26 protein-coding genes and 1 tRNA gene are annotated in these 24727 nt (G+C 66.5%); 9 read left to right on the top strand and 18 right to left on the bottom strand.

Features of this window, described 5'->3' with window-relative positions:
* Positions 1 to 158: 158 nt before the first annotated feature.
* From U7114_RS15630 to U7114_RS15605, 6 genes are all read left to right on the top strand, one after another.
* The gene (locus U7114_RS15630; RefSeq protein ID WP_157239630.1) at positions 159 to 1496 is read left to right on the top strand and encodes an MFS transporter; all 1338 of its coding nucleotides are present in this window, start codon (positions 159 to 161) and stop codon (positions 1494 to 1496) included.
* Positions 1496 to 2398 carry a transketolase gene (locus U7114_RS15625; RefSeq protein ID WP_323057875.1) on the top strand — a complete coding sequence of 301 codons (903 nt, stop codon included), beginning with the start codon at positions 1496 to 1498 and terminating at the stop codon, positions 2396 to 2398. Before U7114_RS15630 ends, U7114_RS15625 begins: the two co-directional genes overlap by 1 nt.
* On the top strand, positions 2395 to 3420 hold the full coding sequence (locus U7114_RS15620) for a transketolase family protein (RefSeq protein ID WP_323057874.1): 1026 nt from the start codon (positions 2395 to 2397) through the stop codon (positions 3418 to 3420). The genes U7114_RS15625 and U7114_RS15620 overlap by 4 nt, the downstream gene beginning before the upstream one ends.
* Positions 3421 to 3539: 119 nt before the next feature.
* Positions 3540 to 4199: a GntR family transcriptional regulator gene (locus tag U7114_RS15615; protein ID WP_157239636.1), complete on the top strand. Its 660-nt coding sequence runs from the start codon at positions 3540 to 3542 to the stop codon at positions 4197 to 4199.
* Positions 4200 to 4323: 124 nt separating this feature from the next.
* Positions 4324 to 6633 (top strand): maltose alpha-D-glucosyltransferase, encoded by a 2310-nt coding sequence (treS, locus tag U7114_RS15610; RefSeq protein ID WP_157239638.1) that lies wholly within the window; start codon positions 4324 to 4326, stop codon positions 6631 to 6633.
* A gap of 91 nt (positions 6634 to 6724) precedes the next feature.
* A complete protein-coding gene (locus U7114_RS15605; protein WP_323057873.1) occupies positions 6725 to 7183 on the top strand; it encodes a DapH/DapD/GlmU-related protein in 459 nt (152 codons plus the stop codon).
* 37 nt (positions 7184 to 7220) lie between these two features.
* Here the strand turns inward: U7114_RS15605 and U7114_RS15600 are convergent, their stop codons facing one another.
* The 12 genes from U7114_RS15600 to U7114_RS15545 all read right to left on the bottom strand — a co-directional run bounded on the left by U7114_RS15600 (position 7221) and on the right by U7114_RS15545 (position 17625).
* Complete coding sequence (locus U7114_RS15600; protein WP_323057872.1) at positions 7221 to 8306, bottom strand: nickel transporter; 1086 nt, start codon at positions 8304 to 8306, stop codon at positions 7221 to 7223.
* Positions 8306 to 9163, bottom strand: a complete 858-nt coding sequence (locus U7114_RS15595; protein ID WP_323057871.1) for an urease accessory protein UreD — start codon at positions 9161 to 9163, stop codon at positions 8306 to 8308. Before U7114_RS15595 ends, U7114_RS15600 begins: the two co-directional genes overlap by 1 nt.
* Complete coding sequence (ureG, locus tag U7114_RS15590; protein WP_323057870.1) at positions 9160 to 9777, bottom strand: urease accessory protein UreG; 618 nt, start codon at positions 9775 to 9777, stop codon at positions 9160 to 9162. Before ureG ends, U7114_RS15595 begins: the two co-directional genes overlap by 4 nt.
* A gap of 41 nt (positions 9778 to 9818) precedes the next feature.
* On the bottom strand, positions 9819 to 10484 hold the full coding sequence (locus U7114_RS15585; protein WP_323057869.1) for an urease accessory protein UreF: 666 nt from the start codon (positions 10482 to 10484) through the stop codon (positions 9819 to 9821).
* Between the two features lie 186 nt (positions 10485 to 10670).
* Positions 10671 to 11150 carry an urease accessory protein UreE gene (gene ureE, locus U7114_RS15580; RefSeq protein WP_323057868.1) on the bottom strand — a complete coding sequence of 160 codons (480 nt, stop codon included), beginning with the start codon at positions 11148 to 11150 and terminating at the stop codon, positions 10671 to 10673.
* A gap of 25 nt (positions 11151 to 11175) precedes the next feature.
* Positions 11176 to 12918: an urease subunit alpha gene (ureC, locus tag U7114_RS15575; protein ID WP_323057867.1), complete on the bottom strand. Its 1743-nt coding sequence runs from the start codon at positions 12916 to 12918 to the stop codon at positions 11176 to 11178.
* Entirely contained in the window at positions 12915 to 13253 is a 339-nt protein-coding gene (locus U7114_RS15570; protein ID WP_157239650.1) for an urease subunit beta, read from the bottom strand. Before U7114_RS15570 ends, ureC begins: the two co-directional genes overlap by 4 nt.
* An 11-nt stretch (positions 13254 to 13264) precedes the next feature.
* On the bottom strand, positions 13265 to 13567 hold the full coding sequence (locus tag U7114_RS15565) for an urease subunit gamma (protein ID WP_157239652.1): 303 nt from the start codon (positions 13565 to 13567) through the stop codon (positions 13265 to 13267).
* A gap of 123 nt (positions 13568 to 13690) precedes the next feature.
* Positions 13691 to 14242: a cysteine hydrolase family protein gene (locus tag U7114_RS15560; RefSeq protein WP_157239654.1), complete on the bottom strand. Its 552-nt coding sequence runs from the start codon at positions 14240 to 14242 to the stop codon at positions 13691 to 13693.
* A 52-nt stretch (positions 14243 to 14294) separates the two neighbouring features.
* The gene (locus tag U7114_RS15555; RefSeq protein WP_323057866.1) at positions 14295 to 15299 is read right to left on the bottom strand and encodes a LacI family DNA-binding transcriptional regulator; all 1005 of its coding nucleotides are present in this window, start codon (positions 15297 to 15299) and stop codon (positions 14295 to 14297) included.
* A gap of 123 nt (positions 15300 to 15422) precedes the next feature.
* Positions 15423 to 16007 carry an HhH-GPD-type base excision DNA repair protein gene (locus tag U7114_RS15550; RefSeq protein WP_323057865.1) on the bottom strand — a complete coding sequence of 195 codons (585 nt, stop codon included), beginning with the start codon at positions 16005 to 16007 and terminating at the stop codon, positions 15423 to 15425.
* Between the two features lie 91 nt (positions 16008 to 16098).
* Positions 16099 to 17625: an alpha-N-arabinofuranosidase gene (locus U7114_RS15545; RefSeq protein ID WP_323057864.1), complete on the bottom strand. Its 1527-nt coding sequence runs from the start codon at positions 17623 to 17625 to the stop codon at positions 16099 to 16101.
* A 233-nt stretch (positions 17626 to 17858) separates the two neighbouring features.
* Here U7114_RS15545 and U7114_RS15540 point away from each other — a divergent pair, with 233 nt between their 5' ends.
* Positions 17859 to 18806, top strand: a complete 948-nt coding sequence (locus tag U7114_RS15540; protein ID WP_323057863.1) for an ANTAR domain-containing protein — start codon at positions 17859 to 17861, stop codon at positions 18804 to 18806.
* Between the two features lie 18 nt (positions 18807 to 18824).
* Here U7114_RS15540 and U7114_RS15535 read toward each other — a convergent pair whose 3' ends face one another.
* The 5 genes from U7114_RS15535 to U7114_RS15515 all read right to left on the bottom strand — a co-directional run bounded on the left by U7114_RS15535 (position 18825) and on the right by U7114_RS15515 (position 23088).
* On the bottom strand, positions 18825 to 19568 hold the full coding sequence (locus U7114_RS15535) for an anti-sigma factor (protein ID WP_157239660.1): 744 nt from the start codon (positions 19566 to 19568) through the stop codon (positions 18825 to 18827).
* Positions 19555 to 20133 carry an RNA polymerase sigma factor gene (locus U7114_RS15530; RefSeq protein WP_157239661.1) on the bottom strand — a complete coding sequence of 193 codons (579 nt, stop codon included), beginning with the start codon at positions 20131 to 20133 and terminating at the stop codon, positions 19555 to 19557. Before U7114_RS15530 ends, U7114_RS15535 begins: the two co-directional genes overlap by 14 nt.
* 50 nt (positions 20134 to 20183) lie before the next feature.
* Positions 20184 to 20660, bottom strand: coding sequence for a class F sortase (locus tag U7114_RS15525; protein ID WP_323057862.1), 477 nt, complete (start codon positions 20658 to 20660; stop codon positions 20184 to 20186).
* Positions 20661 to 21128: 468 nt separating this feature from the next.
* Positions 21129 to 21962 (bottom strand): DUF4397 domain-containing protein, encoded by an 834-nt coding sequence (locus tag U7114_RS15520; protein ID WP_323057861.1) that lies wholly within the window; start codon positions 21960 to 21962, stop codon positions 21129 to 21131.
* A 97-nt stretch (positions 21963 to 22059) separates the two neighbouring features.
* The gene (locus U7114_RS15515; protein WP_323057860.1) at positions 22060 to 23088 is read right to left on the bottom strand and encodes a LacI family DNA-binding transcriptional regulator; all 1029 of its coding nucleotides are present in this window, start codon (positions 23086 to 23088) and stop codon (positions 22060 to 22062) included.
* Positions 23089 to 23241: 153 nt separating this feature from the next.
* On the opposite strand from U7114_RS15515, the gene U7114_RS15510 reads away from it, so the two are divergent.
* Positions 23242 to 23649: a DUF302 domain-containing protein gene (locus U7114_RS15510; RefSeq protein ID WP_323057859.1), complete on the top strand. Its 408-nt coding sequence runs from the start codon at positions 23242 to 23244 to the stop codon at positions 23647 to 23649.
* 108 nt (positions 23650 to 23757) lie between these two features.
* On the opposite strand, the gene U7114_RS15505 is transcribed toward U7114_RS15510, so the two are convergent.
* Positions 23758 to 23830 (bottom strand) — tRNA-Lys (locus U7114_RS15505).
* A 188-nt stretch (positions 23831 to 24018) separates the two neighbouring features.
* On the opposite strand from U7114_RS15505, the gene U7114_RS15500 reads away from it, so the two are divergent.
* Positions 24019 to 24678 carry a hypothetical protein gene (locus U7114_RS15500; protein ID WP_157239667.1) on the top strand — a complete coding sequence of 220 codons (660 nt, stop codon included), beginning with the start codon at positions 24019 to 24021 and terminating at the stop codon, positions 24676 to 24678.
* Positions 24679 to 24727 lie beyond the last annotated feature (49 nt).

Genomic DNA, 24727 nt, shown 5'->3' with positions numbered 1-24727 from the left:
TGGTGATGTGAATCACTGTAGGCCCATCCATTGTCAACAGTCAACTTCCAACATTGACTGTTGACAGTCAGCATGAGGCAGGTCACACTGGGGATATCATTTGTTAACAGTCGACAGCGGCCGAATCCCCTCGGACCGCTTTTCGAAAGGGAAACACCATGAGCAACGAAGCTCTAAAAATGCGTGGACACGTTCACGGCACCAAGGATGCAAAGCGCGTCGCTATCGGCTCCGGAGTGGGCGCCGTCATTGAGACCTACGACTTCATCGGCTTCGGCACCGCTGCGGCCCTCTACTTCGGAACAGCCTTCTTCCCCACGGGCGATCCCGTAACAGGAACGCTCGCAGCATTCGCCACCCTCGGCGTCGGCTTCGCCGCCCGCCCCATCGGCGGCATCATCGGCGGCCACCTCGGTGACAAGGTGGGCCGCAAGCCCGTCCTGGTTGCCTCCCTGATCCTGATGGGTGTGGCCACGTTCCTGATCGGCCTGCTGCCCACCTACGAACAGGTTGGCCTGCTGGCTCCCGCGCTGCTGGTGTTTGTCCGCATCGTGCAGGGCCTCGCCTTCGGCGCGGAATGGGGCGGCGCCATCCTCATGAGCTACGAGCATGCGCCCTGGAAGTCCAAGGGCAAGTACACGGGCATTGTGCAGGCCGGCTTCCCCGTGGGCCTCCTCCTGGCCAACCTCGTCTTCCTGGTCAGTGTGAACCTTGGCGGTGAACTGGCCTGGCGTGTTCCGTTCCTCGCAAGCATCGTGCTGGTCGCCGTCGGCCTGATCATCCGCTCCAAGGTGCCGGAGTCCCCCGTCTTCGACGAGGTCAAGGAAAGCGGCTCCATTGTTAAGTCGCCCATCACCGAGGTTATCCGGACCGACTGGCGAAGCATTGTCCGCGGCATCGGCCTGCGCATCGCCGAGACTGCAGGCTACGCGGTGTCCGTCACGTACATGATCTCCTACCTGCACACCCAGCAGCTCGCCAACAAGACCGAAACCCTCGTGGCCCTCTGCATCGCCTCGTTCATCGGCATTTTCGCCACCATGGCCTGGGCCCGCCTCACGGACCGCGTCGGTCGCCGGCCCCTGTACATCTGGTCCACAGCGTTCGCTGCCCTGTTCGGCATCCCCATGTTCCTGATGGTGAACACCGGGCTGTTCATCTTCGTCATTGCCACGATCGTCATCTCCTACGCCGTCTGCCAGAACTCGCTTGCCGGCGCCCAGGGCCCGTGGTTCCCGGAACTGTTCCAGGCCAAGACCCGCTCCTCCGGAGCGTCCCTGGCGTACCAGATCTCAGCCATGGTCTCCGGCTTCACGCCCTTCGTCACCACCCTGCTGTTCGTAGCCCTCGGCTGGATGGGCCCGGCGCTCCTCTTCAGCTTCTACGCAGCCATCGGCCTCTGGGCCGCCCTCGTCACCCGGGAGACCTGGGGCAAGCGCGAACGCCAGCTGGCTGATGAGGCCACCAAAAGCACCCCGCATTCGGTAACTGTCTGATGACCATCACCCACGAATCGAACACGGAGACAGCAATGTCCACAGGAATCGTCCAGGACCGGTTGGCGCGGGTCAGCGCCGCGGCCTACCGCATCCGGCACCACGCCCTGAACATGGGCGAGGTCCAGGGCCAGGGCTATGTCGGCCAGGCCCTGGGGGCCGCGGACATGCTGGCCGCGGTCTATGGAGACCAGCTCCGCTTCCGGGCGGAGGATCCGCACTGGGAGGCCAGGGACAGGTTCCTGCTTTCCACCGGGCACTACGCAATCGGCCACTACGCCGCCCTCGCCGAGGCCGGCATCGTCCCGGTCGAAGAGCTGGAAACCTACGGTTCGGACGATTCCCGGCTGCCGATGTCCGGGATGTCCACCTACACGCCCGGCATGGAAATCTCGGGCGGCTCCCTGGGCCACGGCCTCACCATTGCCGTGGGCATGGCCCTGGGCCTGCGCTACCAGGGCTCCAGCGCCCGCGTCTTCAACTTCCTCTCCGACGGCGAACTGGACGAAGGCTCCACCTGGGAGGCTGCCATGGGTGCGCACCACCACCAGCTGGGCAACCTCACCGCGATGGTGGACATCAACGCCCTGCAGGCGGACGGCAAGACGGACACAGTGCTCCGCACCGAGCCGGTGACCGAGAAATGGGAGTCCTTCGGCTGGTACACGCAGCGGGTGGACGGGAACGACGTCGGCGCGCTGCTGTCAGCGTTCGACAATGCAGCCGCCCAGGCCGCCGCCGTCGGACGCCCCTCGGTGATCCTGTGCGACACGAAGGTGGGCCGCGGGGTGCCGCTGCTGGAGGAGCGCGAGAAGGCCCACTTCATGCGCATCGACGAACACGAATGGCAGATCTGCCGCGAGCAGCTCACCGCCGGCTACGAAGGGAAGGCTTCAGCATGAGCACCACCACCGAGGCCCCCGACACCGCAACAGCGGCGAAGCCGAAGCCGAAGCTGAAGACCTCGGCGATGATCGCCTCCTTCGCCGACCCCGGCCAGAAGACCGCGTCCGCACCGTTCGGGCACGCCCTGGTCAAGGCCGCGCAGGAGAACGACAAGATCGTCGGCCTCACCGCGGACCTGGGCAAGTACACGGACATGCACATCTTCGCCAAGGCCTTCCCCGAACGGTTCTTCCAGATGGGCATGGCCGAGCAGCTGCTCTTCGGCGCCGCCGCCGGCCTGGCCGAAACCGGGCTCGTCCCGTTCGCGTCCACGTACTCGGTGTTCGCCGCCCGCCGCGCCTACGACTTCCTCTGCCTGGACGCGGCCGAGCCGAACCTGAACGTCAACATCGTGGGCGGCCTGCCCGGCCTGACCACCGGGTACGGCCCCAGCCACCAGGCCACCGAGGACATGGCGATCTTCCGCGGCATGCCCAACCTGACCATCGTGGACCCGTGCGACTCGATCGACATCGAACAGGCCGTCCCGCAGCTCGCCGCTTCCGACGGCCCCACGTACCTGCGCCTGCTGCGCGGCAACGTCCCCACCGTGCTGGATGAATACGGCTACACGTTCGAACTCGGCAGGGCCAAGGTCCTGCGCGGCGGCAACGACGTCGTGTTCATCTCCTCCGGGCTGATGACCATGCGGGCCCTGCAGGCAGCAAAGGCCCTGGCGGCACACAACGTGGACGTCGCCGTCGTGCACACCCCCACCATCAAGCCGTTCGACGCCGAAACCGTCCTCAAGGAGATCAACACCGACCGGCTCGCCGTCACCCTGGAGAACCACTCGGTGGTGGGCGGCCTGTTCGAAACCGTCGCCTCCGCAGTGGTCACAGCAGGGCTCGGCAAGCGGGTGGTGCCCGTGGCACTTCCGGACCGGTTCCTGGACGCCGGTGCACTGCCCACCCTGCACGACCGCTACGGCCTGGCCGTGGACCGCATCGTGGCAAAGGTCCTCGCCGAACTCGGCTAGCATCCGTGCCGCAACGCAGAAAGCACGGCACCGTCCCGGCCGGTGCCGTGCTTTCTGCCGTACTATCGAAACTACTACCGACTGTAAACAGTCGACTTACAACATTGAGGACAGAGGCCATGGCCGGACTGACCGCCCCGCTGCTGGGACTGCAAAAGAAAAGCCTGCGCGAACAGGCGCTGTCGGCTCTGCGCACCGCGATCACCAGCGGTGAACTTGAACCGGGCCGCCACCTGGTGGAAACCGAACTCTCCGAGATGCTGCAGATCAGCCGGGGAACCCTGCGCGAAGCCCTGCGCCAGCTTGAACAGGAAGGCCTGGTCTCCGCCGGGCCGCGCGGCAGGCTCTCCGTCCGGCACCTGGACGAAAAAGAGATCCGCGACATCTACACAGTTCGCGCCGCCCTCGAGTCACTGGCCGCCCGAGAGCTCTGTGAACTGCCGGACCGCCAAAACGTCATCTCATCCCTCCGCTCAGCCATCGATGCGATGAAGGCAGCCGAGAAGGAAGGCCTGCAGCAGCGCGTCGAATCCGACCTGGAATTCCACCGCACGCTGTGCCGGCTCACGGGCAACGAGACACTCCTGCACACCTGGGAAGCGCTGGAAGGGTCCATCAGGATGTCCATCATGTTCGCCGGGCTCGAAAAGGGCGTCAAGAACATGAGCGTGGACCGGCACCACGATATTGTGGCGGCCATCGAAACCGGCGACGCCTCGCTGGCCCGGAAAACCATCCGGGAACATATGGACACTGCCGCGGCCAACCTTGTGGCCTAGCCATTTCTTGGTAGTTTCGTAGTTCGCCCCGAATAGTCTCGGCACCCCCGGGTACTGGGACTATGGGAAGGGTGTCAGGCAGCGCGCCTTGGGACCGCGGAATCAACGTTAGAAAGAGGACTGTATGCGGGAACCGATGGCCAGCGACGGTGTTTATGAAGCGGAGACCGTTGCGGGTGATGACCAGGAAGCTACTCCGGTAACTGTTGAACCCTCGGTGGAACCGGACGTCAATTTCGACGAGCAGTTCTATCCTGCCCGGCCCAAGGCGCTGCGCCCCACTGCCCGCCGCCGCCAGTACTTCGCCACCAGGCCGTCCTTCGAATTCGATGGACGCAATGCGGCCTACGTCGAATGGCTGCGGAACCAGGCAATGCTGGGCGACGCCAATACGCTGGCCCGGCAACTCTCGGGACAGGCCAGCATGTGGCAGAACTCCTACGCCCATCCGAATCCCCGGGCCGCCGTTGAACGTGCGCCGGTATGGTTCACCGCATATCCACTGTCCTTCATCACCAGGTCCAGCCAGTCCTTCCTCTCGGCCCTCGGTGATCCGGCCATGTGGGAAGCCTTCAGCCAGATAGGCATCCGCGCCATCCACACGGGCCCGGTCAAACTGGCGGGCGGCATCAGCGGCTGGTCCCAGACACCCAGCGTGGACGGCCACTTCGACAGGATCAGCATGGCGATCGACCCTGTGTTCGGCACGGAGGATGAATTCCGCCGGATGTGCGAGGTCGCTGCCGACCACGGCGGCACCATCATTGACGACATCGTCCCGGGGCACACGGGCAAGGGAGCGGACTTCCGCCTCGCCGAAATGAATTTCCGGGACTACCCGGGGATCTACCACATGGTGGACATCCCGGAGGAGGACTGGCACCTGCTGCCGGAGGTCCCCGAAGGGCAGGACTCGGTAAACCTGAGCCCGGACGCCGAACAGGCCTTGCAGAAGGCCGGGTACATCATTGGCCGGCTGCAGCGGGTCATCTTCTATGAGCCCGGCGTCAAGGAAACGAACTGGAGCGCAACCCGGCCGATCGTTGACACCACCGGTAAAACGCGCCGCTGGGTCTACCTGCACTACTTCAAGGCAGGACAGCCGTCCATCAACTGGCTGGACCCCACGTTCGCGGGGATGCGCCTGGTGGTGGGCGATGCGCTGCATTCCCTGGTCGACCTGGGCACCGGTGCCCTCAGGCTGGACGCCAACGGATTCCTCGGCGTGGAAAAGAGTGCCGAGGAGCAGCCGGGCTGGTCCGAGGGGCATCCGCTGTCCGAGGCGGCCAACCAGCTCATTGGCTCCATGATCCGGAAGGTGGGCGGGTTCTCCTTCCAGGAGCTTAACCTGACCATCGACGACATCAAGGCGACCTCCGAAGCAGGCCCTGACCTTTCCTACGACTTCATCACCAGGCCGGCCTACCACTACGCGCTTGTCACTGCGGACACCGAACTCCTGCGGCTGACCCTGCGCCTCTCAATGGAGATCGGCGTGGACCAGGCTTCACTGGTGCATGCGCTGCAAAACCATGATGAGCTGACCTACGAGCTGATGCACTTCGCTGCCGGCCACCGGGACGAGATGTTCGAGCTCAACGGCCAGGAGCTCACCGGGGCGCAGCTCGCGGAGCAGGTGCAGCAGACCATGCGCGAGCGGCTGACCGGCGAGAACGCCCCCTACAACGCGGTGTTCACCACTAACGGCATCGCCTGCACAACAGTTAGCTTCATCATGGCCGCGCTGGGAATCCGGGACCCTGATGCCATCACTTCCGAAGAGGAAGCGCGGGTCCTGGACGTGCACATCCTCCTCTCGATGTTCAACGCCCTCCAGCCGGGCGTCTTCGCCCTTTCCGGCTGGGACCTGGCCGGCATCACCGCGCTGGACCGGAAGAGCGTCGAGGAACTCACCGCCCAGGGCGACACCCGCTGGATCAACCGCGGGGCCCACGACATCATGGGCACCAGCCCGGACGCGGAAGTGTCCTCCTCGGGCATGCCCCGGGCGCGCAGCCTTTACGGCCCCCTTCCCGAGCAGCTGAAGAACCCGGACTCCTACGCCAGCAGGCTCCAGCGGATCCTCGCTGTGCGCGAAGAAAACGGCATAGCCACAGGGGCCCTGCTCGATGTTCCGGACGTTTCCAACCGCGGCCTGCTGGTGATGGTCATCCGGCTGGAAAGCGGCGCCCTGGGGGTCACCGTGCTGAACTTCTCGGACCAGGATATTGCCGGCAGCATCCAGTCCAGCCACCTGGTGCCGGGGGCCGCTGTCCACGACCTCTTCAGCGGCGACGCTGTTGGCCAGGTGGATGACCTGTGCAGTTTCTTCCTCGAACTGCCCGCCTTCCAGGGAACCGTCCTGCAGCTGACAGAGCAGGAGGCAGCCCCTGAGCAGGCTGAAGGTGCACAGCCCGGAAAGGACCTGCCGTAGCAGACTGATCGTCGCCGTTCGGGAATCGTCTTGAGTTCCGCGCCGTTAACTGAATGTGTGGAAAGTTCCGCTCATTCGAACGAGGGATTGAATGACCGCGAAGTTTGTATCAGTGGAAGACGACGCCGGGAAGGTCACCCGGTACGTCCGGCATGCCAACGGCGGCGGGCTTGTTGGGCCCGGCGCCGTTGTGGCCGAGAGCGCCCGGATTGGCGCCATGACGTACGTGGAGGGCGGCGCCCGGATCGGGCCGGGGTGCCGGATCGGACACGGCAGCTGGATTGACCGCGACGCGACAGTGGGCGAGCGGACGGTGATCGGCGACGGTGTGCGCATTGGCCGCGGCGCCGTCGTGGGTAACCGGGTGCACATCGGGAGCCATTCCCGGATCGGCTCCGGCGTGACGATTGAGCACGGCGCCCGTCTGGAAGCGGACGCAACGGTGCCCGACGGCGGACAGGTCCTGTCCGGGCCCCATGGAAAACGACACCGCCCAGCTCCCGGGAAGAGCCGGACGCACGCCAAGGGCAGGGGCCGGGTGGCCGCCTGAGCCCCCCTGCCGCACGGGCCGTCGCGCCGGCACCCGCCTAGGGTCCGGGGGCGGGCCGGCCCTGCATCCGCTTTGCCTGCGTCGGTGCTTTCAGGGCCGCTGCTGCCCAGACGGCCAGCAGCAGGGCCACCAGCAGCAGGCCGGCGTCGCCCAGGTCAACGGATCCCAGCCACACAGTCAAGGGGTCCTCCAGCGCGAAGGCTGTGTTGGCGAAGCCGCCCAGGGTGATGACCGCGACAAACAGGGCGGAGACCGCCGAGATTCCGGTGACGAGGGCGTTGAAGCCGAGTTTCCGCTCCGGATCGTCGAGGGCCGAACGGTACATCCGCATCATGGCCATCCCGTTGAGGGAGTCGCACAGGGTCATGGCGGCGGTGAACGCGAGGGGCAGCGCCAGCAAGGCGAACGCGGGCACCCCGGCCAGCGACGCCGCCGTCGTGATCATCAGCAGTCCGACGGTGGTGGCGGTGTCAAAGCCCAACCCGAACAGGAAGCCGATGACATAGATGTTCCGCGGCCGCCGCACCCTGGCCAGCGGCCGCGCCAGGAGGCGGGCAACCAGTCCCTGCGGCGCGAGGTCCTGCGGATTGATCGCGGCCCCGGTCCGTGCCCGGCGGTAGGCGCGGGCCGAGCGGGCAAACGCTGAACCGTTGAACAGGCCCATGGCCAGCAGGAACAGTCCGGACACGCCGCTGCCCACCAGCCCGAGCACCAGGTTCCCGGCGGACCCTTCCTGCATGAACTCCCCCACCACCGCAGCGCCCGCGATCACCAGCACGCCGGCCAGCGTCACCACGGAGCTGTGGCCGAGGCTGAACGCGAACCCGACACTCACCGGGTCCTGCCGCTGCGCCACGAATTTGCGGGTGGAGTTGTCGATGGCCGCGAGGTGGTCCCAGTCGTAGCTGTGCTTCACGCCGGAGAGGTAGGCGGTCAGGACCAGCCCCCACGTGAGTGCCTGTGCCCCGGTTCCGCCTGCCTTGCCTGCGTTCCCGGCGAGCAGGAGCACGACGGCGGCTGCATGCAGCGCGGCCACGGCACCGAACATCCACAGCAGGCGGGTCCGCAGCGGCAGCGCTTCCCGCTCCCGGTACAGCGTGGTGATGTTGCCGAGAGCCGTCATCAGTGTTTCCTCAGGTCCAGTGGTCCCTGCCCGTGCCACCGCTCCCGGAGGAGCGCGATGCAGGCCCCGAGGTGGCGGTTCAGTTCCCCGGTACTGTTCGACAACGAGCGCAGGACCAGGCCCGTGGTGCCGGCGATTGTGCGGGTGAGGGAGATGCCGGTCAGGGCATCAGTGTTGGATGTGGTGCCGTGCAGCTCATCCGCGAGCGCCTGGTCCACGCGGGGGTCCACCACGATGAGCGACCCGAGGTGGCTGAAGCCTTCCATGAAGCCAAGCCCTGTGACATCCCCCGACGGTGGCCGGATGAGCAGGTTGTCCAGCGCCAGCAACTGGGTGGCGCCTTCAGTTTCAACGTGGATTTCGTTCCGCAGCCGCACTTCCTCGTACCGGAAGGCTGCACCGTCCGGAGACCAGCCCGGCGTCACCACCTCGGCCATGACAAGGCACGACGACGGCCGAACAGTAATGTGCGTCCGTTGCCGGTAGCTGGCCTCCCGATAGGCAATGAGCTGGTCCGGCACCAGTTCCAGCCGGGCCCCCTCCCCCAGCCGGACAGCCATCCGCTGCTCGGCAAAGGACCCGGGAGTCCGGTAGACCTTGGTGGCGGACTGCGTGGTCAGCAACAGGTCAGCACCCTCACAGACCTCGACATCAAGCACAAAGAGATCCGCCCCAAGATACGCCCCGCCAGGGTTGACGACGACATAGCAAACCTGCCCCGAGTCATCGAGGTAGTGCGGCCGGAGTACCCGTAAGGCGCCCTCGTGGAACTGGCGCGCGGCAACCGACCGGCCGCCCCGCAGACTGACGCCCAACTCAAGCCGGCCCATCGGTGACCCGACCGCCGTCGTGCTCATGAGGCCAGGTCAAGCATCAGGACGTCGTGCCGGATCCAATCGATGACCTTGTCGAGCCCTTCGTCGGTCTTGAGGTTGGTGAAGCAGAACGGCTTGGCCCCGCGGAACTCTTTGGAATCCCGCTCCATGACGGCGAGGTCAGCCCCAACGTGCGGCGCGAGGTCGGTTTTGTTGATGATGAAGAGATCCGATTTGATCATCCCCTGGCCTGCCTTGCGGGGGATCTTCTCGCCCTGGGCCACATCGATGATGTAAATGGAGAAGTCGACGAGTTCCGGGCTGAAGGTGGCCGAGAGGTTGTCGCCGCCGGATTCGACGAAGATGACCTGCAGGTCCGGATGCCGGGCTTTGAGTTCCTCGATGGCGGCGGTGTTCATGGAGGTGTCTTCGCGGATGGCGGTGTGCGGGCAGCCGCCGGTTTCGACGCCGATGATCCGGTCCACGGGGAGGATGCCGTTGGCGGCGAGGATCTTGGCGTCCTCGATGGTGTAGATGTCGTTGGTGATGGCGGCCATGGAGACTTCCCTGCTCATGTGCCGGGTGAGGCGCTCCACGAGCTGCGTCTTGCCCGCCCCGACGGGTCCGCCGATGCCGATCTTGATGGGTTCAGCCATGGTTCCTCCTGAATTTGAAAGCGCAGTACCTAAATGCACGGTTAGCTCATGAACATCCGGGCACGTTGGCGTTCGTGCCGCATTTGCGAAATTTCCAGTCCGGGACTCAAGGCCCCGAAGTCGTCGGGCGTGAGGTGCGGGATGCGTTCGACGGCGGCAGCAACGTCGTCGGCCGCCTTCCGAAGCAGCCGCTGGCCTGCGTTCTGGCCCAGCGGGATGGCGCGGACGGCGTTCTGCGTCAGGGACGTGACCGTGGCGAAAAGGTAGGCGGCGAGCGCCTCCTGCAGCGGCACGCCGAGTGATCGGGCCACGACGGCGAACGCCAGCGGCTGGTGCCCGGCGGCCCGGCCGGTGGTCACCAGGTCCCGGTACAGTTCCAGCTCCGCCGAGGGAAAGACCTCCGCCCCGATCTCCAGCAACCGGGTCCCCATCTTGACGGAAGCCTCCCGAACCTGCCGCGGCAAAAGACAGGCGGAAAGCAGGGCATCAAGCTCAAGAACATCAACCCCCTCATAGAGGAACCGGACAGCCAACCCATCCGAGTACGTCAACTGCTGCCCGATAAAGGCACCGAGCCACGCCGCAAAAGACCCCTCATCAAGCACGAGCTCCCGCTCGATGTACCCCTCGAAACCAAGAGAGTGAGCAAACGCCCCGGTAGGAAGCGCCGAGTCAGTAAGCTGCGCGAGCGCCAGCTGGTAGCTCATGACAGTCCCCCGCCGGAAAGGTGACGTTTCGGGTCAGCGGAGGCGGGAGATAGGGGCCGCGGCGTGGTGGGCCGCGTGGGGGGCCCACCGGCGCGAGGGACCCTGCCCGAGCTTGCGAGGGTTGGGAGCGCCAGGGGACGGGCACAGCCCCCTTCACCCGCCGCCGTACCCAAGGTGACGCTGGAACTAGTGCGAGTGTTCAGCATGGCGGAAAGGTACAGGCATGACGCGTTCCTGGCGGGAGTAGGGCACGGCATTGTGGCGGAGGTAGTCCTCGACGGTGTGGTCGTAGGCGCACACCATGACGTCGGCCCCGTACTCCGAGGCAGCATCAAAGAACTGTGCCTGCAGGTGCCGGTTGCCCAGGGAGTGGGCCACGACGCCCATTTCGGAGATGGTCCGCGGGGCAATCACCAGGACGTCGGTGGGCAGGACGGACACCACGATCATGTTGGACCCTTCGACGTGCAGGATGTCGCCGTCGCGCAAGTCGCCGGAGCCGGACGGCAGCCGGATGCCGATCTCCTTGCCGTGGTCCGTCGTCGCGCGCTGGATCCGTTTGACCAGCTGGGCGCTGGGGAGGACCACTTTTTCCTGGTGCACGCCCGCGTAGGCGTGCGGGTCCGGCATTTCGTGCAGGTTGCCGAGGACTTTGTCGATGATCACTGGGTCTCCGAGGGCTTGGATGAAATCAGAAGAGGAAGTAGCGCTGGGCCATGGGCAGCACGTCGGACGGCTCGCAGGTGACGTCTTCGCCGTCGACCGTCACCTGGTAGGTTTCCGGGTCCACCTGGATGTCCGGGGTGGCGTCGTTATATTTCAGGTCGGCTTTGGTGAGCGACCGGATGCCGGAGACAGGCCGGATGACCTTCTCCAGCCCGAGTTCCCCGGGGACACCGGCGTCGATGGCTGCCTTGGACAGGAAGGTGATGGAGCACTGCTGCACCGCCTTCCCGAACGCCCCGAACATGGGCCGCATGGTGCGCGGCTGCGGCGTGGGGATGGAGGCGTTGGCGTCCCCCATCAGCGCGTAGGCGATCTGGCCGCCCTTGAGGACAAGCTCGGGCTTGACGCCGAAGAAGGCCGGGTCCCACAGCACCAGGTCGGCGAACTTGCCCACCTCCACCGAGCCCACGGAGTCAGCAATCCCCTGGGCGATGGCGGGATTGATCGTGTACTTGGCAACGTAGCGCTTGAGCCGGAAGTTGTCGCTGCCCGCGCTGCCGTGGGTGCCGGCGGCGCCGTCCCCGCGGGGGTCTTCCAGGACACCGCGCTGCCTCTTCATCTTGTCCGCCACCTGCCACGTGCGGGTGATCACCTCGCCAACGCGCCCCATCGCCTGGGAGTCCGACGACGTGATGGAGAAGATGCCGAGGTCCTGCAGGACGTCCTCGGCCGCGATGGTCTCGGCACGGATCCGGGAATCGGCGAAGGCCACATCCTCGGGGATGTCCGGGTTGAGGTGGTGGCAGACCATCAGCATGTCCAGGTGCTCTTCGATGGTGTTTCGCGTGTAGGGAAGAGTGGGGTTCGTGGAGGCCGGCAGGACGTTGGGCATCCCGGCGATCTTGATGATGTCCGGGGCGTGGCCGCCGCCGGCACCCTCCGTGTGGAAGGTGTGGATAACGCGGCCGTCGATGGCGCGGATGGTGTCCTCCACGAATCCGCACTCATTCAACGTGTCGGTGTGGATGGCCACCTGGACGTCGTACTCGTCCGCCACCTTCAGGGAGGTGTCGATGGAGGAGGTGGTGGACCCCCAGTCCTCATGGACCTTGAGTCCGATGGCACCGGCGCGGATCTGCTCGGCCAGGGGTTCGACGGCGGACGCGTGGCCCTTGCCGAACAGGCCGATGTTCATGGGGAACCCCTCGGCCGCCTGCAGCATCCGCTGGATGTGCCACTTCCCGGGCGTCACGGTGGTGGCCTTGGTGCCTTCGGCCGGACCGGTGCCCCCTCCGATCATGGTGGTCACGCCGCTGGCCAGCGCCGTCGGGACCTGGTCCGGGGAGATGAAGTGGATGTGGGTGTCAACGCCGCCGGCGGTGAGGATCTTGCGTTCGCCGGCGATGATTTCGGTGCTGGCGCCGATGGTGATGGTGACGCCGTCGGTAATCTGCGGGTTGCCGGCCTTGCCGATCTTGAAGATGTGGCCGTCCTTGAGGGCGACATCAGCCTTGTAGATGCCGGTGTAGTCCAGGATCACGGCGTTGGTGATCACGGTGTCCGGGATGTCCTCATCGCGGACCGCCTGGCCGTTCTGGCCCATGCCGTCGCGGATCACCTTGCCGCCGCCGAACACCACCTCTTCGCCGTAGACGGTAAGGTCTTGTTCGATCTCGAGGAACAGCTCGGTGTCCGCCAGGCGGATCTTGTCCCCGGCGGTAGGCCCGTACAGGTCCGCGTACTGCCGGCGTGGGATCTCGAAGCTCACTGGACGTCCCCTTCCGGGCGGGTGCCGCCGTCGAGCTTTCCGTTGACAGCGTTGCTGAGCCCGAACACCTCGCGGCGCCCGGCCAGTTCGATCAGCCGCACGCTCCGGGAGTCCCCCGGTTCAAAGCGCGCTGCGGTGCCTGCGGGAATGTCCAGGCGCCGGCCGTAGGCGGCCTCCCGGTCGAAGGACAAGGCAGCATTGGCCTCGGCAAAGTGGAAGTGCGAGCCCACCTGGACGGGCCGGTCGCCGGTGTTGGTCACGGCGACCTCGATCGCTGTCCGCCCGGCGTTTGCCGTCACGGGCTCCGGGCGGAGGACGTATTCTCCTGGGATCATGGCCTGCGCCTTCAGCGGATGGGATCGTGGACGGTGACGAGCTTGGTGCCGTCGGGGAAGGTGGCCTCGACCTGCACGTCGTGGATCATTTCGGGCACGCCCTCCATGACGTCCTCGCGGCGAAGGAGGGTGGTCCCGTAGCTCATGAGGTCCGCGACGGTACGGCCGTCCCGGGCGCCCTCGATCAGTTCGTAGCTGATGATGGCCACGGCTTCCGGGTAGTTGAGCTTGAGTCCGCGGGCCTGGCGGCGGCGCGCAAGGTCGGCGGCCACCACGATCAGAAGCTTTTCCTGCTCACGTGGCATCAAATGCATGAGGGTCCCTTCGGCAGCCAGCGGACGGCGTGGGACCTACAGTAGGCGGCGGACGTTTCGGCTACGTTTCGGCTTTGTTATGGGCGGCTCTCCAGTCCAGGCAAGACACCGGCGGCAGGTGGCTCACGTGGTGAGCCGGGCCAGGATCTCCTCGGTGGACTGGACGGGCTGGCGGTAGCTGGCGGAGAGGATGCGCAGCATGTCCGCGGCGTCCTGGCTGTCCTCGGAGGCCATCGCGTCCTTGGCGTAGGTGACCCGGATGTTGTGGGCGAAGGCGTCGGCGCCGGTCTGGGCTATGCAGTTGTGGGTGGAGACTCCGGCGAGGACCACCTCGTCCGCGCCCCAGTTGCGCAGCCGGGACAGGAGGTTGGTGCCCACGAAGGCGCTGTCCCGGGTTTTGTTCAGCTGGGGCAGGCCGTCGAGGGCGAGCCCCGGCACTGCCTGGGCCTGCCCGGTACCGCGGAAAACGAAGCCCTGGTCGTCGTCGAGCATGTTCAGCGTCCAGGTTGACTTGTCCAGCTCGTGCTCCGTCCCCACCATCAGGGCCTTGTGGCCGCTCGCCTTGAAGGCCTCCAGCAGCCGGTTGCAGGAGGCCACCAACTGTTCCTGGTGCGCGGCAAGTTCGGGCGCCTCGAAGTAGGCGTTCTGCATGTCGATGACAAGAAGTGCGATCATGTCCGGAAACGTACCCCGTGGCTTGCCGGCGAAACCTCGGCAGGTACAACCCCTACGGTGCCGACTCGCGGACTTTTAACTGGAAGCCGGCCTCGACGTGCACACCCTGTTCCTCCGTGGCCAGCCCCTCGATCCTGTCGATGAGCAGGCCGATGGAGCGTTCCGCAATTTCCTCCATGCCGGGCGAGACGGTGGTCAGCGAGGGTGCGGCGAACCGGGCCTCGTCGATGTCGTCGAAGCCCGCCACGGCCACCTCCTGCGGAACCCGCACGCCGCGGATCAGCAGCTCGTGCATGGCTCCCAAGGCGAGGACATCGTTCAGGCCGAAGACGGCGTCGAACTTCACGCCGCTGTCCAGGAGCCCGGCCACGGCCGCCGCTCCGCCGTCCCGCCGCCACTCGCAGGGCGCGATCAGTGCCGGATCAAACGGGATCCCTGCATGGTCCAGCGCCTTGCGGTAGCCGTTGAGCCGCAGCCCGGCGCTGCCCGCGGACTCCCCGGGGCGGGCACCAACCACGGCAATCCGACGGCGGCCGCCGGCCAGCAGGTGGGCGGTCAGGGCTGCAGCCGCTTCCCCGTTCTTCATGGTGACCAGGTCGAACCGGGGATCCAGGATGTGTTCGCCCAGCAGGACCAGGGGCTTCTTGCCGAGGCGGGCGGCGATGCTGTCCGCGTCAACCATCAAGGGAGTGAACAGCAGCCCGTCGGTGAGCTGGCGGAACGGGCCCTGCAGGGCGTTAAGTTCCGCCTCGCCCGCGGCGTCGGACTGTTCCACCAGGACCCGGTACCCGCGCCGGGACGCCGCTTTCATCAACCTTGACGCCAGTTCGGCATAGTAGGGCGCGGAAAGGTCGGAGAGGACCAGCCCCAGCATCCTGGTCTTCCCGGACCGGAGGCTGCGGGCGGTCAGGTTGGCCTCATAGCCCAGCTCCCCGATGGCCTCCAGGACCCGCTGCCTGGTGGCAGGCCGGATGAACTCGTAGTCATTGAGCACGTTGGAAACGGTCTTGAGCGACACTCCGGCCGCCCTCGCAACGTCGTTCATGGTGACCGCCATCATGGCTCCTTCGTGTGGTTCCGCCAGTTCCTGCCATACATCGTTGCAGAAGATGGCGTGGGTGCCGCAACCAGCGCTGCAGCGGGCCAACGCTGCCGCCGAAAGCCGCGAGGGAGCGGCCCGTCAGCCCTTTGCTGCCTTGGCAGCCGCCTTCGCGGCCTGCTTGCTGGCCCGCACCTTGGTGAGGGACTCCGAATCCACGATGTCGGCCACAGAGAGGTACGAGCCCTCCTCGCCGTAGTGCCCGGCAGCTTCCCGCCAGCCCTGCGCCTGCAGCCCGCACTGCTTGCCGAGCAGTGCCAGGAAGATTTTGGCTTTCTGCTCCCCGAAGCCGGGCAGCGCCCTCAGCCGGCGAAGCACCTCCGCGCCGTCCGGATTGCCCCTGGCCCAAATGGCGGCGGCGTCCCCGTCCCACTCGTCCTGCACCGTTTCGGCGAGCGCCTGCACGCGAGCGGCCATTGAGCCGGGGAAGCGGTGCACGGCGGGCCGTTCCTTGAACATCTCCACGAATGCCTGCGGCTCCTGCGCGGCGATGGCTTCGGGTTTCATTGACCCGATCCTGGTCCTGATCTTCTCCGGCCCCGCGAACGCGGACTCCATGGTCACCTGCTGGTCCAGCAGCATGCCGGTCAGCAGGGCGAAGGCGTCCTCGCTCAGCAACTTGTCCGCGGCGGGATCCCCTGTGATGTGCAATTCCATGCGGTCCATCCTCCCACCCGCGGGCCGCCGCCGTCATGCCGCCCTGCCCCGCCCCGGCCGGGCCGGGCCGGGCCGGGCCGGGCCGGAGTCTGGCGGGAGGCTAGCGCCCCACCGCCAGCCGGATCATGGACCAGGACACGGCCGGGAGCTCGGCGGTGAGGCGGCCGCCGTCGGCCTTCACCGTGACGTTTTCGGCCGGCAGGACGGACGTCGAGTCGTCGGCGGTTGCCTGCCAGTACGGATCCTTGTTCGCGTAGGTAAGCGCCTCCACCACCTGCACGCTGCCGAGGCCGGAGACCGCGGCATCCAAAGCAATCACGTCAGTGGCCGAGCGGTTGACGGCAAAGACAACCGCTTCGCCTTTTTCGGCGTCATAGGTTGCGACGGCGGACACTGCGGCAAAGCCGGCCGTCTTTCCCCCGCTGATCCGCGGGGATTCGACGGCGAGCTGCAGCACGGTTCCTGAAGCGTGGCGGGAGGTGAGTGCGAACGGGTGGAAGGTGGTCTGCTTCCAGGCGCGGCCGCCCGGTTCGGTCATGATCGGGGCGATCACGTTGACCAGCTGGGCCAGGCTGGCCGAGTGGACGCGGTCCGTGTTCCTGAGGAGGGTGACCAGGAGATCGCCAACGACGACGGCGTCCGCCACCGTGTAGGTGTCCTCGAGCAGGACGGGGGCAACAGGCCAGTCCTTGCCCGTGGGGACGCGGGACTCGTCGCGGCTCATGTGCCAGACGTTCCACTCATCGAAGGAGATGTTGACCTGCCTGGCGGACTTCTTCACGGACTTCACGTGGTCGATGTGGCTGACGATGTCATGGATAAACGCCTCCATCCGGTGCCCGGCGGAGAGGTGTTCCTGCAGGTCCCCGAAGTCTTCAAAGTATTGGTGGGCCGAGATGAGGTCCACCAGCTCGTAGGTTTCGGACAGGACCACGCGTTCCCACTCCCCGAAGGTGGGCATGGTGGGTCCGGAGCTGCCGCATGCCACAAGTTCCAGGTCCGGTTCGATCATGCGCATGCCGCGGGCGGTGTCCGCTGCCAGCCGCCCGTACTCCAGCGCGTTCTTGTGCCCGATCTGCCAGGGGCCGTCCATTTCATTGCCGAGGCACCACATCCTGATGCCGTAGCCGTTCTCCGCGCCGTTGGCCCTTCGCTGGTCCGAGAAGGTGGTGCCGCCGTCGATGTTGCAGTACTCGAGCAGGTCAAGCGCCTCCTGAGTGCCGCGGGTGCCCAGGTTCACGGCCATCATGGGCTCGACGCCGGCCTTGGCGGACCACTTGGCGAACTCGTCCACCCCTACGAGGTTGGGGTCGGTGGAGTGCCAGGCCAGGTCCAGCCGGACAGGCCGCTGGTCCGCCGGACCCACGCCGTCCTCCCAGCGGTACCCGGAGACGAAGTTGCCGCCGGGATAGCGGACCGTGGACACCCCCAGTTCCCGGGTCAGCTCCAGCACGTCCCGGCGGAACCCGTCGCCGTCGGCGCTGGGGTGGTCCGGCTCGAAAATGCCGGTGTACACACAGCGGCCGAGGTGCTCAACAAAGGCACCGAAAGTACGCCGGCGGACCGGACCCGCCACGAAGGAGGGATCCATGGTGATTTTGGCTGCGGCTGATTCTGTGGCGGTCACTAAAACGTCCTCGTCTTCGTCCTTTTACAACGTTATAGAAAGCATTGTTCGTGCTGCGGCGGCAGGAGTCAAGCACAGGCTGGTGGTGGAGGCGGAAATCCAAGTAGTACCTAATCTCAAAGTCGGGTACCTCTTACGCGTTCGCCGGGACCTGCGGCGGAACTACTTTCTTCTCAGAGACAAGACGTGTTCCGGCCTGTAGTACTTGGCTCACTAGGGGGTGTGAGACGGCAATGCACGCACAGCAGGCAAGCGCAGGCTTCCCGGTCCATCGGACGCGGGTATTAAGCGGGGCCGGCGACGAGGAGGCCTTTGAGACCAAGGCCTCTCCCCCAGCCGTCGCCGGCCCTCTTCGTTCCCGGCAGGGCCTGGACCGGCGGCAGGCGCCGGCGCGGCCCGTCCCTGGAAGGTCGGCGGAGTCCGGCACCCCGGATGGGCTGGTGCTTGACCTGGTGACCGGCACCCACAGCCTGATTGAATCCCTCGACCTGCTGGCGGCCGCGGCCGTCCGGTCAGTGGTGCGGGCCACGGGGATCCGGATCGAGTGCGGGGTGGTGGTGCGCCAGCCCAAGAGGAATCCAGCCGCCACCGGCACGTCGGACGACGTGGTCCATGTTTTGGAGTGGGAGCAGGAAGCCAAGGAAGGCCCGCTCAACGACATCCTGTCAGGCGGCCATCCGGTGGCGGTGCTCCAGCGGAACGGGGACTTCCGGTGGCCGCGGTATTCCACCCAACTGCAGCTGGCAGGGTTCGGCAGCGCGATGGGGGTACGGCTCCGGATGGCAACCGGTTATGCGGACAGTGGGGCTGCGGACGGAACCGCTTATGGGGACATAGGTGCGGCCCTGGCATTCTTCACCCAGGACGCCAAGGCTTTCCCGTTGCAGGTCATCGCCGAAGCCCGCACCTTCGCCGGACTTGCCGCGCCAAGCCTGGGAGTGGCCATCAGCCTCCACTCCGCCAGGTCCATGGCCACCGACCTGCGCTCGGCGCTGGACAGCCGGACGTCAATCAATGTCGCCTGCGGAGTGATCATGGCGCAGAACCGGTGCTCCTACCACGAGGCGTTTGCCATCCTCGCCAAGGCGTCCAGCCACCGGAACATCAAGCTGCGCCGGGTGGCGGAGGACATCCTCGAGCGGTTGCCCGAGGGTCCGCCCCGCGCCCACTTCGGCCACTAGCCAGCGCGCAGCGGCCGCTCAGGTTTTGAGCGTCCCCCTGGCGATGCTGACGCTTGAATGGGCCGGGTTGCCGTCCACGGGCTCGTCAGAGACGTCAACAATGGGGTACTCCGAGAGCTCCAGGCCGGCGGGCAGTTGGAAGGTCCCCGATTCGGAATTCATCACGCCCAGGCTCACCAGCCGTGAAAGGTCGGGGGCGATCAGCCAGACTTCCTGATAGCCCTTCGCCTCGTCCTTGCTGAGCTGTATCTCCAAGGCACGGGAGCCGTCCGCCGCCTCCACCACCTTTGCCGAACCGGCGGCGGAGAACTGGGCAAGTGGTGCCAGGTCCGCCTCCGCAAGCGGCCGGGGCGCCTGGTTGAGCGACCACACAGCACCTGCGGTGACAAGCACGGCCGCCGCGGCAGCAGCCATCCAGGTTCCCGGGCGCTGCCACCAGGCTGCGCGCCGGGCCGGGCGGGTTCCGGCCCTGTCCTGCAGGGAAACAGGCTCCGCCGCGGCCTTGTGCCCGGCGCTGGCCAACGGATCTTCCTGCACAGACCCGGACAGGCCCAGTTCCCGATGGATGCCGGCCCACACGTGGGGGCCGGGGCGCTCGAGGCTGCCGGCATCCGGCGTGGTCTTTACCGCCTCCACCGCCCGGCGAAGCGCAGCAAAGTCTGCCGCGCACTCCGGGCAGACCCGCAGGTGCTCCCTGCCGCCGTCGTCCCAGTCGTCGTACAGGGCAAGGAGGCTCAACTCTTCCGGATCAAGATGCGGCATGGTTTACCTCCAATCTGTTTCTCAGGTGCGACAGGCTGCGGCGGATGTGGCTTTTGACGGTACCAAGGGGCAGGCCAAGTTTCCGCGAGATCTGCTCATGGGTCAGGTCATCGTAGAAGGCAAGCTTCATGATGGAGCCCTGGGGTTCGCCAAGCCTGTCCAGTTCCCCGTCCAGGAGGATCCTGTCCGCCAGGATTTCCGCGTCTTCAAGGCCGTTCCCGGCTTCGTCGGCCAGGCCGGCTCCCGCCACCGCGAGGGCTTTCCGCGTTTCCCGGGCCGATGCGGACAGGGTGTCCGAGATGACATTCCGGGTGATGCCCACAATCCACGCCGGAAGCCTCGCAACCTGCGGATTGAAGGTGCTCCGGGAGCGCCACACGCGGATGAAGACCTCCTGGGTAACATCGTCCGCCGCCGAGCGGTCGGGCAGCGAACGCAATGCAAGGGTGTGCACCAGCGGCGCGAATTCACGGTAGGCGGCCGCCAGGGCGCGTTCGTCTCCGGCCAGGAAGGAGGGTGTGAGCTCATCTTCCCAACCCCGCGAAGCCTGGTCGGGAGGTACCAAACGTGGCTCCTTCGCGGCATCGGTGGCGAGGTTCAAGGCAGCATCACCGCTCACTCAAGGACCGCGGTGACAATCACATTGTCGCTGTAGTCCATTCGTTCGTCCAGCCATTCGCCGCCGCAGGTGACAACCTTGAGTTCATGGGGGCCCGAGCGCCGGAACACGGAGCTTCCGTCGAACCTGTCCTTGGCCATCAGTTCCACCCCGACCACCCGGTAGTTCAGGGCAGGGGCACCCTGCCGCCCTACCTGCACCAGGGTTCCTGCCGCCACCGTTTTCAGCTGCGAGAAGGGTGCGGTGTCCGATTTCGTGTCGATGTGCCCGGCAATGACGGCAGTACCGGCCGCGGCTCCCGGGGCCGGGCCGAACCGGTACCAGCCCGCCCGGTCGAAGGCGTCCGGGATTTCCATGGCCCCGCCCTCCGCAACTCCCACCGGAACTACGGGCATGTCGATGGAAGTCCCGGCCACCGTGAGCGAAACCGGGGAAGGCTCCGCGGCCGTTGATTCCGGAGTGGCGGGCCGCACAGGAATCTCCGGAACCGGCGCAGTCCCGGCGGCGGAGCTTTCCGGCAGGGCTGGACTCGCCGCGCCAGCCTGGCTGGCTGCCGGCGGGGAGGATGGAGCCTGCTGGGCCGGGTCCGCCGCGCAGCCGGGAAGCAGCAGTGCGGCCGCGACCAGGACCCCGGCGACAGAAAAAGCGGAAGGACGACGGCGGCACTCCCCTGCCGTCGTCGTGATTGCCTTAACTTGTCCGGCATCGGCCGNCCAGGACCCCGGCGACAGAAAAAGCGGAAGGACGACGGCGGCACTCCCCTGCCGTCGTCGTGATTGCCTTAACTTGTCCGGCATCGGCCGGGCCGGCGCCTGCCTTGCCGGCTTGTTGTATCGGGTCCATCTGTCCGGCCTTTCTTGCGTCCGCGCCTGGGCGGGAACCTGCATCTGATGGGACAAGGGGACGGCCGCCCGGCTTTCACCGGGCGGCCGTCAGGGGGTCTACTCCGCCCGGCGGGCGGCGACGGTCCGGGCTACGCCCAGGCCGCCGAGGAGCAGGGCCAGCGCTGCCGCGCCGAAACCGACCGCGAGTGCTGCCGGGCCAGTCGAGGCAACATCGCCGGAGCCGTCACGGGCTCCAGGCACCGAGGCGGGAGCTGAGTGCAGGCCCTCGATGGTCTGGACGGCCAACTGGAGGTTCTTGTCCGCCAGGCTGCCCCAGGCGTACACGATGGTGTGCGTACCTTCAGCGATCGTGACGTCGGCCGGGCCGATGACAGGGGCGGTGGTTCCGGTGGCGGCGACTGCAGCCGAAACGGTGCCGGGGTCAAGCGTGAGGGTCTGTTCGTTCGGGTTGGCGAGGTTGGTAACAACGGCGGCGCCGCCGGCGAGGACGTCCACGGCGGGAGCTGCGGCGGCGTGCCGGACGGTCAGTTTGCCTTTGCCGGCCTCGATCCGGGAAACGTTGTTGGTAAAGAGGTTGGCGGTGGGTTTGCCTGCTGCATCGAGGTTGGCCACGGCGGTGTAGTTGCCGTTGGCGGCCAGGGTGACACTGACCGGGCCGATGACGGCTGCGGATGCGTCCGCGGCATCCGAGGCGGTGATGGCGAGTTCGTAGGCCCCTGGCGGCAGGGCCAGCGGGCCGGCCAGGCTGCCTGGGGTGAAGTCGTCCAGTGTCCGGTCCCCGTTGACCCAGACGTCCACGGTCAAGCCCGGAACACCGTGGAGGACGGACAGCTGCGCGTCCCCCTCCGCAGCGTGGGCCGGGCCGGCGAGAGCGATGGCTGCCGCGATTGCCGCCACACCGGCGCCTGCTGTAAAAGTCCTGTTGCGCATGTCCTTCTCCTTGATCGGCCCGCTGTACGGGCGTTTTTGCTTACACCCCTACTACCGGCGCAGCATCAAGGTTGGATGCACTTGCATGGAAATTTGTTCAGGATTTTTCCGGTTGCGCGGGCGGGGCCGTGCTCGCCCGGAGGACCAGTTCCGGTGTGACCACAGTGGAGCTGACGTCGGCGCCGGCTTCGATCTCCTTGAGCATGATGTCCATGCAGCGCCGGCCCAGCTCCTCGAAGTCCTGCCGCACCGTGGTGAGCGGCGGGGTGAAGTACCCCGATTCCGGCTGGTCGTCGAACCCCACCACGGAGACGTCGTCGGGCACCCGGACCCCCGCTTCCGCGAAGGCGCACAGCACGCCCAGGGCCATCTGGTCGTTGCCCACGAAGAGCGCCGTCGCGGTCCGGTCGGCCGCGAGCTTCCGGCCTGCCTCATACCCGCTGCCGGCGCTCCAATCGCCCTGCACCAGGAGGTCGTCGGCCAGATCGGCAGCCCTGAGTGCCTCGCGCCAGCCATCGGCGCGCTCTGAACCGTCCGTCCAGTCCTGCGGTCCGGCGATATGGCCGATCCGGCGGTGGCCCTGGCTGATCAGGTGCTCTACGGCGAGCTCGGCGCCCCGGCGCTGGTCCACCATGGCCCCGCTGACACTGCTGCTGCCTAGGGACCCCACCGCCACCACAGGCACGGGCAGGCGCATTTCTTCCAGGGCCAGCAGGGTGTCGGCGTGCGGCACCAGCACCGCAATTCCGTCAACGGCCTGGTCCATGAAGTGGTTGACGGCGTCGGAAATGGCATCCCTGCCTACCTCGCGGAGGGCTGCGATGCTGACAAAATAGCCGGCGTGCCGGGCGGCCTGTTCAACCCCCAGGAGCGTGTTGGCCGGACCGTATTGGGACAGCTCGCTGGCCAGGACGCCGATGGTCTGCGAGCGCCGGGTGACCAGGCTACGGGCGGCGGTATTCCGGCGGTACCCCAGCTCGGCGATGGCGGCCTCCACCTTCGCGCGCGTCGATTCGCTGACGTTGGGGTGGTTGTTGATCACCCGGGAGACTGTCTGGTGGGAAACCCCGGCCCTGTCCGCCACATCTTCAAGGCGCGGCATCCGCCCCTTGCTACTTTTTGCCATGTGCCTATTCTGCCTGCGTGCAGAGGATTGCGGCTTCCGCTCGGAGAAAAACACCCCAGGGGGTATAAGCTGGACGGAGGACCCGATCTATGGAGAAGTCCTTCTTTTCCCTCGCCTGATCAATTTCACTGTCAAGCCCACCCAAGGAGAATCATGACGTACACGCTCAGCACCACCATCGCTCTTCCATGGGCCGAAGCCCTGGACCGCACCCGGGATGCCCTGTCAGCGCAGGGCTTCGGAGTACTCACGGAAATCGACGTCCGGTCCACCTTCGAAGCCAAGCTTGGCACCGAAGCCGCTGAGGCCGTCGGCGACTACGTCATCCTTGGCGCCTGCAACCCTGCGCTGGCCAGCCGGGCGCTTGCTGCAGAGCCGGAAATGGGCGCGCTCCTGCCCTGTAATGTCGTCGTACGCCGCAGCAAAGACGCGGGAGCCACCACTGTCGAGGCCATCGACCCCCAGACCATGGCCCAGCTTAGCGCTGCGCCGGCCGTCAAAGAGGTTGCCGACGACGCCGGTGCCCGGCTGCGCAAAGTCCTTGACGCCTTGAGCGACTAATCCGCCAGTCCCGGGCGCTGATGCTCGGATCCGGCATGAACTCAAAGAAAAACCCCCGGTTCCCTGCAGGTGCAAGGAACCGGGGGTTTCCACTCTTCGCTAAAAGAGTGGGCCCTGTGGGGCTCGAACCCACGACCCACGGATTAAAAGTCCGATGCTCTACCAACTGAGCTAAAGGCCCCCGCCGAATGGTTCAGCGCCGTCGGCGCTGGCCAATACGGCCTAGTCCATTTCTGGACGTTAATACTCTAACCCATGGTTCCGGCGCGTTCGCACGACGCTGCCAAACCGCTGTCGGCCCGGAATCACGCTACGGCCGGGGAGCACGGATGCTCGATTTCCGCCTTGGCACAGGAGTAGCGTGGGGGCATGAGTGAGCAAGCAGGATCCAGTCCTTACGGCGGCGCGAACCGGCACCATAAGCCCAAGCCCTTCGCTCCCATCGACTTCGAGCCCTTTGCCGGGGGCGCGGATCCCGCGCGGGTCTCGGAGGCGGCCCACCTCGCGGCCCAGGCCTTGGTCCGCCACGGCCGCGACAGTGACGATCCCGTGGTCACTGAGCGCCTGGTGAAACTCGCCGACGAGCAGGGGCTGGAAGCCATCGCGGAAATGTGGGCCGAAAGTCCCGCGCGTTCGCTTCCCGGCGCGTTGTGGCGCCTCTACGCCCTGCGTGCTGCGACGGTCCAGGACCCGGAGCGCATCTCGGTGTATTTCCGGGCCGGAAAAGACACTGCCCAGGTGTCCAACGTGGTGGCCGGAGCGGCCGAGCCTCCGGGCGCCGATGAGATGCGGGCCATGGCGGATGCCATCCTCTCCGGCGCGTTCGACGGCGAGTTCGACGTCGCGCTGGAACGTTCCGCAGCCTTTTGCCGGGTTGTGGCACTCGGCCAGGCAACCATCGCCGACGGCGCCGAGCACGGCAACGAAGCGCACGCCAGCAAGCTCACCCGAAACTCGCACCAGCTGGTGAAGACCGCTGAGGACCTGGAACATGCCGCGAACGCGTGGCGGCTGGGTGAACTCGACTGAGACCGCCCTGCCTGCCCCGCCCTTGCCCAATCTGTCAAGATTGACTTGC

It is taken from the genome of Pseudarthrobacter sp. C1 (assembly GCF_034720455.1).
Taxonomy (GTDB): Bacteria; Actinomycetota; Actinomycetes; order Actinomycetales; family Micrococcaceae; genus Arthrobacter.
This window is presented reverse-complemented; position numbering and strand designations above follow the sequence as displayed.

What these genes read in the sequence shown, in the direction of transcription:
- U7114_RS15570 (WP_157239650.1), bottom strand. Translation starts at nt 13,253, where the DNA reads ATGATCCCAGGAGAATACGTCCTCCGCCCGGAGCCCGTGACGGCAAAC.
- U7114_RS15555 (WP_323057866.1), bottom strand. Translation starts at nt 15,299, where the DNA reads ATGGCGGTCACCATGAACGACGTTGCGAGGGCGGCCGGAGTGTCGCTC.
- U7114_RS15630 (WP_157239630.1), top strand. Translation starts at nt 159, where the DNA reads ATGAGCAACGAAGCTCTAAAAATGCGTGGACACGTTCACGGCACCAAG.
- ureG (WP_323057870.1), bottom strand. Translation starts at nt 9,777, where the DNA reads ATGGCTGAACCCATCAAGATCGGCATCGGCGGACCCGTCGGGGCGGGC.
- U7114_RS15625 (WP_323057875.1), top strand. Translation starts at nt 1,496, where the DNA reads ATGACCATCACCCACGAATCGAACACGGAGACAGCAATGTCCACAGGA.
- U7114_RS15620 (WP_323057874.1), top strand. Translation starts at nt 2,395, where the DNA reads ATGAGCACCACCACCGAGGCCCCCGACACCGCAACAGCGGCGAAGCCG.
- U7114_RS15535 (WP_157239660.1), bottom strand. Translation starts at nt 19,568, where the DNA reads ATGCCGCATCTTGATCCGGAAGAGTTGAGCCTCCTTGCCCTGTACGAC.
- U7114_RS15520 (WP_323057861.1), bottom strand. Translation starts at nt 21,962, where the DNA reads ATGCGCAACAGGACTTTTACAGCAGGCGCCGGTGTGGCGGCAATCGCG.
- U7114_RS15615 (WP_157239636.1), top strand. Translation starts at nt 3,540, where the DNA reads ATGGCCGGACTGACCGCCCCGCTGCTGGGACTGCAAAAGAAAAGCCTG.
- U7114_RS15515 (WP_323057860.1), bottom strand. Translation starts at nt 23,088, where the DNA reads ATGGCAAAAAGTAGCAAGGGGCGGATGCCGCGCCTTGAAGATGTGGCG.
- U7114_RS15540 (WP_323057863.1), top strand. Translation starts at nt 17,859, where the DNA reads ATGCACGCACAGCAGGCAAGCGCAGGCTTCCCGGTCCATCGGACGCGG.
- treS (WP_157239638.1), top strand. Translation starts at nt 4,324, where the DNA reads ATGCGGGAACCGATGGCCAGCGACGGTGTTTATGAAGCGGAGACCGTT.
- U7114_RS15500 (WP_157239667.1), top strand. Translation starts at nt 24,019, where the DNA reads ATGAGTGAGCAAGCAGGATCCAGTCCTTACGGCGGCGCGAACCGGCAC.
- U7114_RS15550 (WP_323057865.1), bottom strand. Translation starts at nt 16,007, where the DNA reads ATGGACCGCATGGAATTGCACATCACAGGGGATCCCGCCGCGGACAAG.
- U7114_RS15510 (WP_323057859.1), top strand. Translation starts at nt 23,242, where the DNA reads ATGACGTACACGCTCAGCACCACCATCGCTCTTCCATGGGCCGAAGCC.
- U7114_RS15560 (WP_157239654.1), bottom strand. Translation starts at nt 14,242, where the DNA reads ATGATCGCACTTCTTGTCATCGACATGCAGAACGCCTACTTCGAGGCG.
- U7114_RS15585 (WP_323057869.1), bottom strand. Translation starts at nt 10,484, where the DNA reads ATGAGCTACCAGCTGGCGCTCGCGCAGCTTACTGACTCGGCGCTTCCT.
- U7114_RS15565 (WP_157239652.1), bottom strand. Translation starts at nt 13,567, where the DNA reads ATGCATTTGATGCCACGTGAGCAGGAAAAGCTTCTGATCGTGGTGGCC.
- U7114_RS15605 (WP_323057873.1), top strand. Translation starts at nt 6,725, where the DNA reads ATGACCGCGAAGTTTGTATCAGTGGAAGACGACGCCGGGAAGGTCACC.
- U7114_RS15600 (WP_323057872.1), bottom strand. Translation starts at nt 8,306, where the DNA reads ATGACGGCTCTCGGCAACATCACCACGCTGTACCGGGAGCGGGAAGCG.
- U7114_RS15595 (WP_323057871.1), bottom strand. Translation starts at nt 9,163, where the DNA reads ATGAGCACGACGGCGGTCGGGTCACCGATGGGCCGGCTTGAGTTGGGC.